This is a genomic window from Streptomyces sp. NPDC048278, from assembly GCF_040652195.1.
In the GTDB taxonomy this organism is placed as follows: domain Bacteria; phylum Actinomycetota; class Actinomycetes; order Streptomycetales; family Streptomycetaceae; genus Streptomyces.
Map to the genome: position 1 here is coordinate 265,698 of NZ_JBEZLP010000006.1, position 15,616 is coordinate 281,313.

13 protein-coding genes and 1 riboswitch are annotated in these 15,616 nt (G+C 73.3%); of the genes, 9 read left to right on the top strand and 4 right to left on the bottom strand.

Translation table 11 applies throughout. The annotated features are described in order from the left end of the window. The first annotated feature begins 9 nt into the window (after positions 1-9). The 6 genes from AB0D74_RS14185 to AB0D74_RS14210 all read left to right on the top strand — a co-directional run bounded on the left by AB0D74_RS14185 (position 10) and on the right by AB0D74_RS14210 (position 7,402). A complete protein-coding gene (locus AB0D74_RS14185) occupies positions 10-1,461 on the top strand; it encodes an HAD-IA family hydrolase (protein WP_362584902.1) in 1,452 nt (483 codons plus the stop codon). 97 nt (positions 1,462-1,558) lie between these two features. Beyond that, entirely contained in the window at positions 1,559-3,847 is a 2,289-nt protein-coding gene (locus tag AB0D74_RS14190) for a nitrate- and nitrite sensing domain-containing protein (protein ID WP_362584905.1), read from the top strand. Further along, positions 3,837-4,322: a roadblock/LC7 domain-containing protein gene (locus AB0D74_RS14195; RefSeq protein WP_362584908.1), complete on the top strand. Its 486-nt coding sequence runs from the start codon at positions 3,837-3,839 to the stop codon at positions 4,320-4,322. Before AB0D74_RS14190 ends, AB0D74_RS14195 begins: the two co-directional genes overlap by 11 nt. Before the next feature lie 7 nt (positions 4,323-4,329). Next, positions 4,330-4,716 (top strand): DUF742 domain-containing protein, encoded by a 387-nt coding sequence (locus AB0D74_RS14200; protein ID WP_362584911.1) that lies wholly within the window; start codon positions 4,330-4,332, stop codon positions 4,714-4,716. Positions 4,717-4,863: 147 nt separating this feature from the next. After that, positions 4,864-5,652 (top strand): carbon-nitrogen hydrolase family protein, encoded by a 789-nt coding sequence (locus AB0D74_RS14205; RefSeq protein ID WP_362584913.1) that lies wholly within the window; start codon positions 4,864-4,866, stop codon positions 5,650-5,652. A gap of 52 nt (positions 5,653-5,704) precedes the next feature. After that, positions 5,705-7,402: an NAD(P)/FAD-dependent oxidoreductase gene (locus AB0D74_RS14210; RefSeq protein WP_362584916.1), complete on the top strand. Its 1,698-nt coding sequence runs from the start codon at positions 5,705-5,707 to the stop codon at positions 7,400-7,402. Positions 7,403-7,483: 81 nt separating this feature from the next. Here the strand turns inward: AB0D74_RS14210 and AB0D74_RS14215 are convergent, their stop codons facing one another. The 3 genes from AB0D74_RS14215 to AB0D74_RS14225 all read right to left on the bottom strand — a co-directional run bounded on the left by AB0D74_RS14215 (position 7,484) and on the right by AB0D74_RS14225 (position 10,680). Beyond that, the gene (locus AB0D74_RS14215) at positions 7,484-8,413 is read right to left on the bottom strand and encodes an LLM class F420-dependent oxidoreductase (protein ID WP_362584918.1); all 930 of its coding nucleotides are present in this window, start codon (positions 8,411-8,413) and stop codon (positions 7,484-7,486) included. 95 nt (positions 8,414-8,508) lie between these two features. Further along, positions 8,509-9,195 carry a DUF5995 family protein gene (locus AB0D74_RS14220; RefSeq protein ID WP_362584921.1) on the bottom strand — a complete coding sequence of 229 codons (687 nt, stop codon included), beginning with the start codon at positions 9,193-9,195 and terminating at the stop codon, positions 8,509-8,511. Positions 9,196-9,300: 105 nt separating this feature from the next. Next, complete coding sequence (locus AB0D74_RS14225) at positions 9,301-10,680, bottom strand: solute carrier family 23 protein (RefSeq protein ID WP_362584924.1); 1,380 nt, start codon at positions 10,678-10,680, stop codon at positions 9,301-9,303. Positions 10,681-10,812: 132 nt separating this feature from the next. On the opposite strand from AB0D74_RS14225, the gene AB0D74_RS14230 reads away from it, so the two are divergent. Both AB0D74_RS14230 and AB0D74_RS14235 read left to right on the top strand, forming a co-directional pair. Continuing rightward, positions 10,813-12,072 carry an alginate lyase family protein gene (locus AB0D74_RS14230; RefSeq protein ID WP_362584927.1) on the top strand — a complete coding sequence of 420 codons (1,260 nt, stop codon included), beginning with the start codon at positions 10,813-10,815 and terminating at the stop codon, positions 12,070-12,072. Between the two features lie 86 nt (positions 12,073-12,158). Further along, complete coding sequence (locus AB0D74_RS14235; protein WP_362584929.1) at positions 12,159-12,617, top strand: thioesterase family protein; 459 nt, start codon at positions 12,159-12,161, stop codon at positions 12,615-12,617. Here the strand turns inward: AB0D74_RS14235 and AB0D74_RS14240 are convergent. Then, positions 12,577-13,791, bottom strand: coding sequence for an MFS transporter (locus AB0D74_RS14240; RefSeq protein ID WP_362584933.1), 1,215 nt, complete (start codon positions 13,789-13,791; stop codon positions 12,577-12,579). The genes AB0D74_RS14235 and AB0D74_RS14240 overlap by 41 nt on opposite strands. A gap of 131 nt (positions 13,792-13,922) precedes the next feature. On the opposite strand from AB0D74_RS14240, the gene AB0D74_RS14245 reads away from it, so the two are divergent. Further along, positions 13,923-15,194, top strand: coding sequence for an ROK family transcriptional regulator (locus AB0D74_RS14245; protein ID WP_362584936.1), 1,272 nt, complete (start codon positions 13,923-13,925; stop codon positions 15,192-15,194). A gap of 275 nt (positions 15,195-15,469) precedes the next feature. Continuing rightward, a riboswitch (FMN riboswitch) is annotated at positions 15,470-15,600 on the top strand. The last annotated feature ends 16 nt before the right edge of the window (positions 15,601-15,616 follow it).

A 15,616-nucleotide genomic window follows, 5' to 3' on the forward strand; every position in this document is an offset into this window, starting at 1 on the left:
GACAACAACGTGACCCCCCACCCACGGCTCCCCCTCCAGGCTGTCCTGTTCGACATGGACGGCACGCTCGTCGACACCGAGCGACTGTGGTGGGAGGCGGTGGAACAGGTCGCCGGGCGGCCGCTCACCGAGGCCGACGAGCCGGAGGTGCTCGGCCGGCCGGTGGAGCACACCGCCGGCTGGCTCGCCGCCGGGACCGGCCGGCCGGCCGCGGAGCTCGCGGCCGGACTGCACCGGGAGTTCGCGGACCGCGTCCGCACCGGCATCGTGCCCCGCCCCGGCGCCCTCGACCTGCTGGACGCGCTGGCCGCGGCCGGCGTCCCCACCGCCCTGGTCACCGCGTCCCCACGCGCGGTCGCCGACCTCGTCCTGGACGCCCTCGGCCCCGGCCGGTTCGCCGTCTCCGTCACCGCCGACGACACGGGCCGCACCAAGCCCGCCCCCGACCCGTACCTGGCCGCCTGCCACGCCCTCGGCGTCGACCCGGCCGCCTGCGTCGCCGTGGAGGACACCGAGACCGGGGTCGCCTCCGCCGAGGCCGCCGGCTGTGCCGTCCTGGCCGTGCCCTCGCTCGCGCCGATCGGCGGCGCGCCCGGCCGGACCGTCCGTGACACGCTGGTCGGGGTCACCCCGAAGGAGCTGAGCGAGATGGCCGTACCGGAACTGCGGGTGATGTCCTGGAACCTGTGGCTCGGCGGCAGCCCGGTCGACGACCACCGGGCCAAGCAGGTCAAGGCGGTCCTGGACGCGGGCGCGGACGTCGTCGGCCTCCAGGAGACCGCGGGGACCGGCGCCCGGGAACTCGCCGAGGCCCTCGGCTGGCACCACCACACCGCGGGCGAGAACCTCGGGATCATCAGCCGGTACCCGATCACCGCCCGTCTCGGCGACCCGGACGTCGGCTTCTACGGCGCCGCCGGGGTGCGGATCGCCGTCCGCCCCGGCCGTGAGGTCGAGATCTGGACCGCGCACCTGCACTACACGCCGTACGGGCCCTACGAGTTCCACTTCGACGGGCTCGGCGCGGACGAGCTGATCGCCCACGAGGGCGTACGGCTCGGGCAGATGAGGGAGGCACTGCGGCGGATCGGGGACACCGACGTGCCCGTGGTGCTGGTCGGGGACTTCAACTGCCCGTCCCACCTGGACTGGCCGGCGGTCGGCTGGCCGGTGACGAAGGCCGCGGAGGCGGCCGGGTTCCGCGACTCCTACCGCGAGGCGCACCCGGACCCGGCCGCCGCGCCCGGCCACACCTGGTCGCCGATCCACCCCGTCCACGAGGACGGCAGCGGGCGGCCCGAACCCCAGGACCGGATCGACTACGTGCTGCACAGGGGGCTGCGCGTGCTCGACTCCCGGACCCGGGTCACCGGCACCCCGGCGCCCTGGCCCGGGGTGGCGGGCAACGACTGGCCGTCCGACCACGCGGCCGTCGTCACCACGTTCGCCGTCGAGCCTTAACCGGGGGTTACCCGCGGCAACCATTGCGGCGGGGGTGGCGATCCCGTAGGTTGTGCGGGCCTCCCCCCTACTCACTGGTAACACCGGTAGGTAACCCATGCGCTGGCCCGGCCGACCCACCACCGTCCGCACCCGGATCGTGGCGCTCGCGCTCGCCCCGGTCGTCGCGCTGACGGCCCTGTGGAGCTTCGCCATGGTGTCCGTCACCGGCGAACTACGCGCGCTGATCCGGCTCCAGGGGGTGTACGACGACTTCGGCACCCCCGTGGACACCGCCGTCGGGCAGATCCAGATCGAACGGCGGCTGTCGGCGGCCTACCTGGGCGCCCGCCTGGACACGGAGGCCGCCGCCGGCCTGCTCGCCCAGCAGCGGCGCACCGACCGGGCCGTGGCCGCGATGCGGGACGCGGTCCGGGACGGCGACCGCGGGCGCCTCAGCGACCGGCAGCGGGAGGCGCTCGACGCGATGGTCACTGCCACCGGCGGGCTGGAGAAGCTGCGCGGCCAGGTGCTGTCCCGGAAGATCTCCTGGGACCGCGCCGTCGCCGGCTACAGCGCCCTGGTGGAGCCCGGCTTCGACGTCGAGTCCGCCCTCACCGCCCTCCAGGCCGGACAGCTGGCCCGGGAGTCCCAGGTCGTCGTCGAGCTGGTGCGGGTGAGGGAGTTCGTCTCCCGCGAGGACGCGCTGGTCGCCGGGGCGCGGGCCGCCGGACGGCTCACCGGCGCGCAGTACGGCACCCTCACCGCGACCATCGAGGACCGGCGGGTCTTCCAGCGGACCTACGTTCCCGACCTGCCGTCGGACTCGCGGGCCCTGTTCGAGACGTTCCAGCGCGGCGCGCTGTACCGCTCGCTGGTGAGCGGCGAGGACGCGCTGCTGCGGGCGGGCCCGGACCGGGCCGGTGCGGCCGTCGCCGCGGGCACCTGGCGGTCGACCACCGACCGGGCCGTCAAGCAGTACATGTTGCTGTGCACGCACTCCGCCGAGAACTCCGGTGCCCGCGGACGCGCCTTCGCCTACCGGGAGTTGGCCAAGGCGGCCGTCGTCGGCGCGGCCGGGCTCGCGGCGGTGGGCCTGTCGCTGTGGTTCGCGGTGCGCGGTGCGCGCCGCATCTCGCGCCGCCTGGAGCTCCTGCGGGACGCGGCCGACCTGCTGACCGCACGCCAACTGCCCGCCCTCATGGAGCGGTTGAGCGCAGGTGAGGACGTGGACGCGGTCACCGAGGCACCGCCGCTGGCCGCCGGGGAGGCCGGCGACGACGAGATCGGGGACGTCGGCCGCTCGTTCAACCGGGCCCGGCTGGCCGCCGTCGAGGCCGCGATCAAGCAGGCCACCCTGCGGCGGGGCCTGTTCGCGGTCCTCCTCAACATCGCCCGCCGCAACCAGGCGCTCGTCCACCGCCAGCTGAAACTCGTCGACACACTGGAACGGCGCACCGACGACCCGGCCGTCCTGGGCGAGCTGTTCCGCATCGACCACCTCACCACCCGGATGCGCCGGCACGCGGAGAGCCTGATCATCCTCTCCGGCGCGACCCCCGGGCGGCGCTGGCGGCGGCCCGTGCCGGTCGCCGACGTGGTGTCCTCGGCGGTCGGCGAGATCGAGGACTACCCGCGGGTCGTGGTGCCGCCGATGCCCGAGGTGGGCGTGGCCGCGGACGCCGTCGCCGACGTCGTGCACCTGCTCGCCGAACTCCTGGAGAACGCCACCGTGTTCTCGCCGCCGCACACCCAGGTGACCCTGCGCACCGGCCGGGTCGGCCACGGCTTCACCCTGGAGATCGACGACCGAGGCCTCGGCCTCGACGCGGACCAGCTCTCCGAGGCCCGGCGCACCCTCACCGACCCCGACGCCTTCGACCCCACCCGCCACGAACGGCTCGGCCTCTACGTCGTGGGCCGCCTGGCCGCCCGGCACGGCATCGAGGTGACCCTGCGCGAGTCGCCGTACGGGGGCACGACGGCGGTGGTGCTGCTGCCGGGGGCGGTGCTGGCCGAGGTGGCGCCGGAGGGCGGCCGACAGCGGCCGGTGTCGGCGGGGGAACACGGGCACCGGTCCGCACCGGCGCAGGAGCCCGGGCACCGGCCCGTGTCGGCGGTCGGTGTGCTGTCGCCGTCCGGGCCGGGCCGGTCCGTGACCTCCGCACCCGGCACCGACCTGCCGCCGCCCCCGGCCCTGCCCACCCGCACCCGCCAGGCCTCCCTCGCCCCCGGGCTGCGCACGGAGCAGCCCCCCGGCGAGGCCCGTGACCTGGACGCCGACGAGATGCGGGCGGTCTTCGGAGCCTTCCAGCGCGGCCTGGACCGGGGCCGCAGAGGACTGCCGACCGGCCCCGAGGAGCCGAACCACACCGAGGAAGGGACCCGTGCCGACGATGACCAGTGACGACCAGCCCCAGCCGCCCGGCACCCCGGCCGGCCCGGACTCCGGTGCCGCCCCCGCCGTCGGTGCCGCCCCCGCCCTCGGTGCCCGGCCCGGCAGCGACCTCGGCTGGCTGCTCGACGACCTCGTGGCCCGGACCGACCACGTCCGGCAGGCCGTGCTGCTCACCGCCGACGGACTGCCGCTCAGCCACTCCGAGGGGATGAGGCGGCGGGACATCGAGCACCTCGCGGCCGTCTGCTCCGGCTTCCACAGCCTGGCCCGCTCCGCGGGGGACCGGTTCGGCGCCGGGGAGGTGCGGCAGACCATGGTGATGCTCGACGACGCCTACCTCTTCGTCACCCCGGCCGGGCACGGCAGCCGCCTCGCCGTGCTCAGCGACGTCCGGACCGACGTCGGCCAGCTCGCCCACGAGATGGCCCTGCTCGTCCGCCGCCTCGGCCGGCACCTCGACGCCGCCGCCCGTTCGGCCCCCTGACCGTCCGGTGAGCGACGAGCACTGGTACGAGGACGAGACCGGCTCCCTGGTCCGCCCCTACACCGTGACCCGGGGCCGTACCGAGCCCTCCGGCAAGCACACCATCGACCTGTTGTCCCAGGTCACGGCCGTGGACCTGGGCGCGGACGCGGGCCGGCCCGAGGTCGACCACGCCCGCGCCGCGCTGCTCGCCCTGGTGCGCCGCGGGGCCCGCCCCGTCGTCGAGCTCGCCGCGGACGCGGACCTGCCGCTCACCGTCGTACGCGTGCTGCTCGCCGACCTCGCCGAGGCCGGTCTGGTCGGCATCGGGGAGCCGCGCCGGGTGGAGCCGACGGGGCCCGCCGCCGCCCCCGAGCTGCTGAAGGTGATCGTGGAGCGGCTGCGGGAGCTGTGACCCCGCGCAACGAATCGCCACCGGAGCCCCGTCCCACGCAACGAACCGCGCGGCCACGCGCAACGGCTCCGCCTTGTCCGGTCCGGCCCGCCGACCGTACGGTCTAACTGACCCCCAGACCTCCTTCCGTACCCGGTGAGGACCCGCATGCGCACCGCCCTGCTCCAGAGCTCCGGCCGACCCGGCTCCACCGTCGAGAACCTCAAGGTGCTCGACGAGGCCGCCGGCCGGGCCGCCGCCGCGGGCGCCGCGCTGCTCGTCGCCCCGGAGATGTTCCTCACCGGTTACGCGATCGGCGACGACATCGCCCGCCTCGCCGAGCCCGCCGACGGCGACAGCGCGGACTCGATCGCCGAGCTGGCCCACCGGCACGGCCTCGCGATCACCTACGGCTACCCGGAGCGCGACGGCGAACGTGTCCACAACTCCGCCCAGCTGATCTCCGCCGACGGCACCCGGCTCGCGAACTACCGCAAGTCCCACCTCTTCGGCGGCTTCGAGCGGGACCACTTCACCCCGGGCGACCAGCCGGTCGTCCAGGCGCGGCTGAACGGCCTCACCGTCGGGATCATGATCTGCTACGACGTGGAGTTCCCCGAGCTGGTCCGCGCCCACGCCCTGGCCGGCACCGACCTGCTGCTGGTCCCGACGGCGAACATGCACCCGTTCGAGATCGTCGCCGAGTCCATGGTCCCGGTGCGGGCCTGGGAGAACCAGATGTACGTCGCCTACGCCAACCGCGTGGGCCAGGAAGGCGAGTTCGAGTTCTTCGGGCTCTCCGCCCTGGCCGGACCCGACGGGGTCGCCCGCGCCCGCGCCGGCCGCGTCGAGGAACTCGTCCTCGCCGACCTCGACCCCGCCCTGCTCGCCGCCTCCCGCGCGGCCAACCCGTACCTCGAGGACCGCCGCCCCGGCCTCTACGGGTCCCTGGCCTGACCTCGCCCGCTCCTCTTCACCCTTTTCGCGTTTCGCAAGGAGTCCGTACCCCATGACGTCCACGGTGCCCAACGCCGTCGAGCACGCCGACGAGCAGCAGCCGCCGATCACCATGTTCGGCCCGGACTTCCCCTACGCCTACGACGACTTCCTCGCCCACCCGGCGGGCCTCGGCCAGGTCCCGGCGACCGAGCACGGCACCGAGGTCGCCGTCATCGGCGGCGGCCTGTCCGGCATCGTGGCCGCCTACGAGCTGATGAAGATGGGCCTGAAGCCGGTCGTCTACGAGGCCGACAAGATCGGCGGCCGGCTGCGGACCGTCGGCTTCGAGGGCTGCGACCCCTCGCTGACCGCCGAGATGGGCGCGATGCGCTTCCCGCCCTCCTCCACCGCCCTCCAGCACTACATCGACCTGGTGGACCTGGAGACCCGGCCCTTCCCCAACCCCCTCGCGGAGGCGACCCCTTCGACCGTCGTCGACCTCAAGGGCGAGTCGCACTACGCCGAGACGGCCGGCGACCTCCCGCAGGTCTACCGGGACGTCGCCGCCGCCTGGAACAAGTGCCTCGACGAAGGCGCCGACTTCTCCGACATGAACCGCGCGATGCGCGAGCGGGACGTGCCGCGCATCCGCGAGATCTGGGCGAAGCTGGTCGAGAAGCTCGACAACCAGACCTTCTACGGCTTCCTCTGCGAATCCGAGGCCTTCAAGTCCTTCCGGCACCGTGAGATCTTCGGCCAGGTCGGCTTCGGGACCGGCGGCTGGGACACCGACTTCCCCAACTCCATCCTGGAGATCCTGCGGGTCGTCTACACCGAGGCCGACGACCACCACCGCGGCATCGTCGGCGGCTCCCAGCAACTGCCGCTCAGGCTCTGGGAGCGCGAGCCGGAGAAGATCGTGCACTGGGCGTACGGGACGTCGCTCGCGACCCTGCACGAGAACGGCGTGCCGAGGCCTGCCGTGACCCGGCTGCACCGCACTACCGGCAACCGGATCACGGTGACGGACGCGAACGGCGACATCCGCACCTACCAGGCGGCGATCTTCACCGCCCAGTCCTGGATGCTGCTCTCCAAGATCGCCTGCGACGACTCGCTCTTCCCGATCGACCACTGGACCGCGATCGAGCGCACCCACTACATGGAGTCCTCGAAGCTGTTCGTCCCCGTCGACCGGCCGTTCTGGCTGGACAAGGACGAGACCACGGGCCGGGACGTCATGTCGATGACCCTCACCGACCGCATGACCCGCGGCACCTACCTCCTCGACGACGGCCCCGACCGGCCCGCCGTCATCTGCCTCTCCTACACCTGGTGCGACGACAGCCTGAAGTGGCTGCCGCTGTCCGCGCACGAGCGGATGGAGGTCATGCTGAAGTCGCTCGGCGAGATCTACCCGAAGGTCGACATCCGGAAGCACATCATCGGCAACCCGGTGACCGTGTCCTGGGAGAACGAGCCGTACTTCATGGGCGCGTTCAAGGCCAACCTGCCCGGCCACTACCGCTACCAGCGGCGCCTGTTCACCCACTTCATGCAGGACCGGCTGCCCGCGGACAAGCGGGGCATCTTCCTCGCGGGCGACGACATCTCCTGGACGGCGGGCTGGGCCGAGGGCGCCGTCCAGACCGCGCTGAACGCGGTCTGGGGCGTCATGCACCACTTCGGCGGAGCGACCGACACGGCCAACCCCGGCCCCGGCGACGTCTACGACGAGATCGCACCGGTCGAGCTCCCCGAGGACTGACACTCGTGCCCCGAAGGGGCGCGACGAACTGCGCGACCGGCCACGACGGCGCCGCGGACGGCCGACGACAGGGCGGGCCGCTCAGATCCCGGCGGCCCGCGCCTTCTCGTACACCTCGGCGCCGACGTCCTTGAGCTCCTGGGCGTCGCGCGGCGTGGCCTCCAGGTCGATCAGGATCTCCTCCAGGCCGACCGCCGCGTGCGCCACGAGGTCCTCGACGATCTGGTCGACGCTGCCCTGGAAGGGCTGCCGGTCGGAGCCGTCGTAGGCCTTCGGCGTGTACGTGGCGTTGATCCGCAGGACCGTCTGGAGCGGTTCCGTCCGGCCGCGTTCGGCGGCCAGGTCCTGTACGCCCTGCCACTGCGCCGCGAGCTGCTCGGCGCCCATGCCCACCGGCAGCCACCCGTCGGCGCGGTCGACCAGCCGGGTCAGGGCCCTCTTGTTGGACGCCGCCAGCAGGATCGGGATCGGCCGGGCCGGCTTGGGGCCGACCACGGCGGAGGCGATCTTCGTGAGTTCGCCGTCGTAACGCACCGGGTCCGGACCCCACACCGCCCGGCAGACCTCGATGAGTTCGTCGAGCACCTTGCCGCGCTCCTCGAACGGCCGGATTCCGGCCGCCGCGTACTCGTCGAGGGACCAGCCCGTGCCGAACCCCGCCAGCACCCGGCCGCCGCTCGCCGCGTCCAGCGTGGCCAGGGACCTGGCCAGTTGGAAGGGGCTGTGCAGCGGTGCCACCAGGACACTGCTGCCCAGCCGCACCCGCTCGGTGGCCGCGGCGGCCAGGGCCAGCGTGACCAGGGGCTCGGCCACGCTCCGGTACTCGTCGGGCCAGGGGAGGCCCGGGACGTTGTAGAGGCCCTGGGTCGCGGGCTCCGGGAACAGGGCCCGTTCGAAGACCCACAGGCTGTCGTAGCCGATCTGTTCGGCGGCGCGTGCCACGTCGGGAACGTCGGTGCCGGGGGAGTACTGCCGCATCTGGGGAAGGCCGAAGCCGAGCCGGGTGGTCATGCCGGTGCTCCTTTGCAGTCGAGTGCCTGCCGTCAACGTAAGGCGGAGGCCGGGGGATTCCGCGGAGGGCTCAGGGCCGGTCGGAACCGGCCATCTCAGTCGCGCAGCGGGGTGAGCAGCATCCGGCCCGCCAGGCCCACGGCCGCGTCCAGCCGCTCGGTGAACTCCTCGGCCAGATCCCCGAATCCGCGCAGCGCCCACAGCGCCCGTGCCGCCGCCCAGGTCGCGTCCCGGGCCCGTTCCAGGCTCCAGGAGCCGAGCAGATGGGTCAGCGGGTCGGCGATCTGGAGCAGGTCGGGCCCCGGCATCAGGTCCTCGCGGATGCGTTCCTCCAGCGAGACGAGCAGGTCGCCCACGCGGTCGAACTCGTCCTCCAGGTCGGCCGGTTCGCAGCGCAGCGTGTGGCAGGCGTCGACCACGGCCAGCGCCAGGTCGTGGCCGATGTGCGCGTTGATGCCGGCCAGGGCGAACTGCATCGGGCGGATCCCGGGATGGCGCCGGAACCGGAACAACGGCCGCCAGCAGGCGGGGGGTCGGCGGCCCGCCTCCTCCGTGTCCACGGCGGTCAGGTAGCGCTCGGCGAACCGCACGTCGAGGGTGGCCGCGGCCCCGGGGTTCGCGAACCGTCCCGCGTCCAGGCGCCGTTCGACCTCCTCGGTGACGGCGAGGTAGACCCGGTTGAAGACCGCGATCCCGTCCCGCTCGGGAAGGGCCGTGTCCAGGGCGCGCATCCGGGCGACGACGGTGCCGACCGGAGCGGTGAGGTGGGGCGACTGCGCCATGGGGGAAGGGTCCCAGCTCCGGCCCGGCCCGCGTGCCGACGGGCCGGGTGCTTCGCCGGAACGGGGGAACGGACCCGCCGCGGCGGGAGGGGCGGGACCGCGTGCCTACGGCCGGGTGTCGTCGTAGGAGCTGGTGCCCTCGTCGAGGAGCGGTTCGGCTCCCTTGAGGTGGGCCGGGGCCAGGGCGCGCAGGACGTGGTAGCCGACGATGACCACCAGGGTGCCGAGGGCGATCCCGCTGAGCGAGAAGGTGTCGGAGAACTTCATGCTGACGTTGCCGACCCCGATGATGATGCCGGCCGCCGCCGGGACCAGGTTCAGCGGATTGCGCAGGTCGACCCCGGCGTGCAGCCAGATCTGGGCGCCGAGCAGGCCGATCATGCCGTAGAGGACGACCGTGATGCCGCCGAGGACACCGCCCGGGATCGCGGCCACGATCGCGCCGAACTTGGGGCAGACACCGAAGAGCAGCGCGAAGCCGGCTGCGGCCCAGTAGGCGGCGGTGGAGTAGACGCGGGTCGCGGCCATCACGCCGATGTTCTCGGAGTAGGTGGTGTTGGGCGGGCCGCCCACGGCGGTGGAGAGCATCGAGGCGACGCCGTCGGCGGAGATCGCCGTGCCCAGCTTGTCGTCGAGCGGGTCGCCGGTCATCTCGCCGACCGCCTTGACGTGCCCGGTGTTCTCGGCGACCAGGGCGATGACGACGGGCAGGGCGACGAGGATCGCCGACCACTGGAAGGACGGGCCGTGGAAGGACGGCAGCCCGATCCAGTCGGCCCTGCCGACGCCGGAGAGGTCCAGGCGCCAGTGGTCGGTGACCTTGCCGCTCGGGCTCATGGAGTGGATCCTGCCGAAGATCCGGTCGAGGGCCCAGGAGAGGGCGTACCCGAAGACCAGGCCGAGGAAGATCGCGACGCGGGACCAGAAACCACGCAGACAGACGACGGCCACACCGGTGAACGCCATGACCAGCAGGGCGGTCCACTGGTCCTGCGGCCAGTAGGTGGAGGCGGTGACCGGCGCGAGGTTGAAGCCGATCAGCATCACGACCGCGCCGGTGACGATCGGCGGCATCGCGGCGTGGATGATCCGGGCGCCGAAGCGCTGGACGGCCAGTCCGACCAGGAAGAGCGCGGCGCCGACCACGAAGACTGCGCCGGTCACGGTGGCGCTGGTGCCGCCCTGGGCGCGGATGACGGCGGCCACCCCGACGAAGGACAGCGAACAGCCCAGGTAGCTGGGGACCCGGCCGCGCGTCGCCAGCAGGAAGATCACGGTCGCGACGCCGGACATCATGATCGCGAGATTCGGGTTCAGACCCATCAGCACCGGGGCGACGAAGGACGCACCGAACATCGCGACCACGTGCTGGGCGCCGAGCCCGACCGTCCGCGGCCAGGAGAGCCGTTCGTCGGGGCGTACCACCGCGCCGGGCGCGGGCGTGCGTCCGTCGCCGTGCAGTTTCCAGCGCACGCCGAGATCCATGGTGGGCTTCGCTTTCCTTGTACGTGAATACGGTCCGAACCATTGTCACGGCTACCACGCGGTTCTACGCTCGCACGGTCCTACTCGTGAATTGAGTTCATATATCTGATTACAGGTTGATCGGAGTACTCGATGAGTGGAAGATCCCGCGCGGCCGTACTGCTGACGACCCTGGTGGCGTTCGGAGCGGTCCTCGTCCCCTCCGCGCACGCCGCGGCCAAGGCCCCGGACACCGCCGTCCTCGACGGCGCCCGGCTCCAGCACACCAAGGCCGAACTGCGCGACGGCGACCCGCGGTTGCGGAACGCGCTGCGCGACCTGACCACGCGCGCCGACGCCTGGCTGGACCAGGGCCCCTGGACCGTCGTCGACAAGCCCAAGCCCGCCCCGGGCGGCGACGTCCACGACTACCTCAGCCAGGCCCCCTACTGGTGGCCCACCACCACGCCCACCGCCGGCAACCCCTGGGGCTGCCCCTACGTCCAGCGCGACGGACAGCGCAATCCCGAGGTCGACAGCGGCACCGACCGGCAGGACGTCGAGAAGGTCTTCGATTCGACGTACGACCTCTCCCTCGCCTGGTACTACACCGGCAGGCGGGAGTACGCCGAGAAGGCCGGGCAGGTCCTGCGCACCTGGTTCCTCGACCCGGCGACCCGGATGAACCCGAACCTGAACCACGCCCAGTTCATCCCCTGCAAGTACGACGGCCGGGCCATCGGCATCATCGACTTCTCCCAGTCGTACACGAGCGTGGTCGACGCGCTGGCGATCCTCGGCACCGGGGCCCCCGGCTGGAGCGCCGGCGACCGGGCCGGGATGCGGAGCTGGAACACCGACTTCCTCGACTGGCTGAAGAACAGCGCCTTCGGCACGGAGGAGGGCGCCGCCGCCAACAACCACGGCACCTTCTACGACATGCAGCTCGCCGCCCTCGCCTACGCGACCGGCGACAAGGCGCTGGCCAGGAAGACCGTGCTGGACGCGCGGGCGAAGCGGATCGACCCGCAGGTCGCGGGGGACGGCAGCCAGCCGCAGGAACTGGCCCGCACCAGGAGCTGGCACTACTCGACCTTCGACCTGGTCGCCTACACCCGGCTCGCGGCCATCGGCCGGCACGTCGGCGTCAACCTGTGGAGCTACCGGGGCCCGGACGGGCAGAGCCTGTTCAAGGCCGTGGACTACCTGCTGCCGGCCGCGACCGGGGCGGTCGCCTGGCCCTATCCCGAGCTGGAGTTCCACCGGTACGCGGCGAGCGACGTCGTGCACGCGGCGGCCGACGCGGGCGACAAGGCGGCCCGGCAGGCCGTACGGCGGCTGGAGGCGCCGCCGGGCGGTGACCTCTGGGCGCTGCGCCCGGCCGCCGAGCAGCTGGACTCGATCGCGGGCTGAGCGGCCCCTCTCAGGCCGGGGCTCCTGAGCGTCCGCTTAGGATGGAGTGTCCCCACCGCTTCGTCCAGTGCTCAGGAGCCCCACCCGTGACCGCCGAAGCCCTGCCCGCGCCCGCCCTCTCCTACGGCCGGCTGCTGCCGGTCAGCGTCCACTTCGACGACCTCGACGCGCTCGGGATGCTGCACAACGCCCGCTACCCGCTGCTGGTCGAGCGCGCCTGGACCGAGCTGTGGCAGGAGCACGGCATCCGCTTCGACGGCGACTGGGCCACCGCCGGGGACGCCTGCAACGTGGTCAAGGAGCTGCTGATCAGCTACGAGGCGCCGGTCACCAGGTCGGGCGGCTACGCCGTCCACCTCTGGCTGGAACGGCTCGGCAGCACCGGCCTGACCTACGGCTTCCGCTTCTGCTCGCCGGACGGCGCGACCACCTACGCGCGGGGCACCCGGGTGCTCGTCCGCCTGGACCCGGCCACCCTGCGCCCCGCGCCCTGGAGCGAGCCGTTCAGGACCGCGGGCCGGGAACTGCTGCGGCCTCGGGGCTGACCTCCGCACGACCGCCCCGCGCCCCGGCGCGCAGCACGCCCGCGAACACCACAAGACCCAGGGCCAGCGCCGTGACCACGCAGAACGACACCACCAGACTGGTCGCCTGCGCGATGCCGCCGATCAGGCTCGGCGCGATCAGGCCCGAGGTGTAGGTGATCGTCGCCACGCCCGCGATGGCCTGGCTCGGATTCGGCCCGGCGTGCCCGGCCGCCGCGAAGCAGAGCGGTACGACGACCGCGATACCGAGGCCCATCAGCGCGAACCCGGTCATCGCCACCGCCGGCTGCCCGGCCAGGACCACCAGCAGCCCGCCGAACGCGGCCAGCACACCCCCGGCGCGCACGGTACGGACCGCGCCGAAGCGGTTCACCACCGCATCCCCGCTGATCCGGGCCACCGCCATGGCCAGCATGAATCCGGTGGTGGTGGCCGCCGCGAGCCCGGCCGAACTGTCCATCCGGTCCCGCAGGAACACCGCCGACCAGTCCAGGCTCGCCCCCTCCGCGAACACCGCGCAGAAGCCCACCGTGCCGATGAGCAGCGCCGACCGGGGCGGCAGCGTGAACCGCGGCGGCGGCTCCTCGTCCTCGCCGGGCCTGACGTCCAGGACGAAGCCGGCCGCCAGCACGCCCAGCACGGTGAGAACGACCGAGGCCAGCGCGAAGTGCACGCGCGCGTCCGTGCCCAGATGCGCGGCGAGGGTGCCCGCCGCCGAGCCGATCAGGGTGCCCGCGCTCCACATGCCGTGCAGCCCCGACATGATCGACCGGTCGAGCACCCGCTCGATCTCCACGCCGAGTGCGTTCATCACCACGTCCGCCATGCCGGCGCTCGCGCCGTACACGAACATCGCCAGACACAGCAGGTACAGGTTGGTGGCGAGCGACGGCAGGACCAGCGACAGCGTCCACATCGCGATCAGCCCGCGCAGCGCCGTACGGCTGCCGAAGCGGTGGCTGATCCGCCCGGCCAGCGGCATCGAGCACGAGGCGCCGAACGCCGTGAAGGCGAGCGCGAAGCCCAACTGCCCGGCGCTGAGCGAGGCGTGGTCCTGGACCCACGGCACCCGGGTCGCGAACGAGCCGGTGACGGCACCGTGCACGGTGAACACGGCCGCGACGGCGTACCGCGCGCGCTTCACCCCGTGCTGCTCGTTGCCCACGTCTTTCATGGTCCTGCCCCTCCCCGGGTGGGTGCCGCCCCGCCGGCCTCGCTGTCCGCAGTAAACTATCAGGGACCCTGCCTGATAGATAGGGTCGTATGTGGCCGTCCTGGGCCATCGGATCTGGGAGGATGCCCGTCATGCCCGCATCACCGAGCACCGCCCGGGCCATCAACGACCGGCTCGCGCTGAGCCTGCTCCAGCGGGAAGGCCCGCTGACGGCGGGGCAGTTGAAGCAGCTGACCGGACTGTCCCGGCCGACCGTCGCCGACCTCGTCGAACGGCTCACTGCGTCCGGCCTGATCACGGTGGTCGGCGAGTCGGGCGAGCAGCGCCGGGGCCCGAACGCCCGGCTGTACGGCATCGTCGCCGACCGCGCGTACCTGGCCGCCCTCGACGTGCGCACCGAGAGCGTCTCGGTGCTCGTCGCCGACCTGGTGGGACGGGTGCTGGCGGAAGGGTCGGTGCCGGTCGCCCCGGAGGAGGGGGAGGCGGCGGCCGTCGAGCAGGCGGTGGAGCTGGTGGAGCGCGCGGCCAAGGAGGCGGGGGCGACCGGGGACGGGGGGCAGCTGCACACCGTGGGCATCGGGGCGCCCGGGCTCGTCGATCCCTCCACCGGCGAGCTCCGCGACTCGGCCGGTCTGCCCGTCTGGCACCGCAGGCTCGTCGCGGCCCTCCAGGAACGGTTCCCGCAGGCCCGGGTCGGCGTCGAGAACGAGACCAACCTGGCCGCCCTCGCCGAACAGCGGGAGGGCGCCGCCCGGGACCGCGACACCTTCGTCCTGCTCTGGCTGGGCAACAGCTGCGGCGCCGCCGTCGTCCTCGACGGCAGCCTGCGCCGGGGCGCCTCCGGCGGCACGGGCGAGATCGGCTTCCTGCCGGTGCCGGGCACGACGGGCCTGCCGACGGCGACGGACTGCTCGGGGGGCTACCACTCCCTGGTGGGTGCGACGGCGATCGAGGAGCTGGCGCGGGAGTGCGGCGTGGGGCCCGAGGGCCTGTCCGCCGACCGTGTGGTCGAGGAGGCGGTAGGCCTGTCAGCGGGCGGCGCCCCGGTCGCGCCCCATAGGGGCGCGGGGAACTGCGCGACCAGCCGCGACGGCGCCGCGGACGACGACCGGCCGTCCCCGGCACACGCCCGTTTCCTGGACACCCTCGCCGACCGCATCGCCGTAGGCGTCGCCGCCGTCGTCGCCGTCCTGGACCCCGGCTGCGTGGTCCTCGGCGGCGAGATCGGCCCGGCCGGCGGAGCGGCACTCGCCACCCGGGTCGAGGCGCGGCTCCGCGGCATGTCCCCGCTGGCCACCGAGGTGCGCGCCGGCACGCTCGGCGGCGCGGCCGTCCTGCGCGGCGCCCTGCTCACCGCTCGCGAGCGCGCCCAGGACGAACTCTTCGCGGCACCGGACCGCTGACCCCCGCGCCGCATGCCCGCAGGGGACGCCCGGATTGGGCGGGCCCGGCGACGGGCAAGGGCCGTCGTCACCGCCACCGGGTCCGTCCGCACCCTAAAAGGACTAGACCAGTGGGGTCAAGAGATGTGAATCGGAGTCAAGAGTCCTGGTCCGGGCGCCAGTTGCGCACACGCCGGCCCGGCTGGGAAGTCCAGCGGCACGCGCTGTGAGGCACCCCACACGGTTCCCCTGTATGGACCACGATCGGGCGTGGCACACTGGCCGTGTACCAGAAGCAGCGCACTCCGGGGTCGGTGAAAGTCCGAACCGGCGGTTACAGTCCGCGACCCGTCCGCTTCCAGCGGCCGGTTGACCAGGTGAAATTCCTGGACCGACGGTTAAAGTCCGGATGGGAGGCAGTGCGCGGCGGGCGAGCATGTACG

Excerpts from the sequence above, each read along its gene's own strand:
- AB0D74_RS14190 (WP_362584905.1), top strand. The coding sequence starts at position 1,559 with ATGCGCTGGCCCGGCCGACCCACCACCGTCCGCACCCGGATCGTGGCG.
- AB0D74_RS14195 (WP_362584908.1), top strand. The coding sequence starts at position 3,837 with ATGACCAGTGACGACCAGCCCCAGCCGCCCGGCACCCCGGCCGGCCCG.
- AB0D74_RS14205 (WP_362584913.1), top strand. The coding sequence starts at position 4,864 with ATGCGCACCGCCCTGCTCCAGAGCTCCGGCCGACCCGGCTCCACCGTC.
- AB0D74_RS14210 (WP_362584916.1), top strand. The coding sequence starts at position 5,705 with ATGACGTCCACGGTGCCCAACGCCGTCGAGCACGCCGACGAGCAGCAG.
- AB0D74_RS14215 (WP_362584918.1), bottom strand. The coding sequence starts at position 8,413 with ATGACCACCCGGCTCGGCTTCGGCCTTCCCCAGATGCGGCAGTACTCC.
- AB0D74_RS14220 (WP_362584921.1), bottom strand. The coding sequence starts at position 9,195 with ATGGCGCAGTCGCCCCACCTCACCGCTCCGGTCGGCACCGTCGTCGCC.
- AB0D74_RS14225 (WP_362584924.1), bottom strand. The coding sequence starts at position 10,680 with ATGGATCTCGGCGTGCGCTGGAAACTGCACGGCGACGGACGCACGCCC.
- AB0D74_RS14230 (WP_362584927.1), top strand. The coding sequence starts at position 10,813 with ATGAGTGGAAGATCCCGCGCGGCCGTACTGCTGACGACCCTGGTGGCG.
- AB0D74_RS14240 (WP_362584933.1), bottom strand. The coding sequence starts at position 13,791 with ATGAAAGACGTGGGCAACGAGCAGCACGGGGTGAAGCGCGCGCGGTAC.
- AB0D74_RS14245 (WP_362584936.1), top strand. The coding sequence starts at position 13,923 with ATGCCCGCATCACCGAGCACCGCCCGGGCCATCAACGACCGGCTCGCG.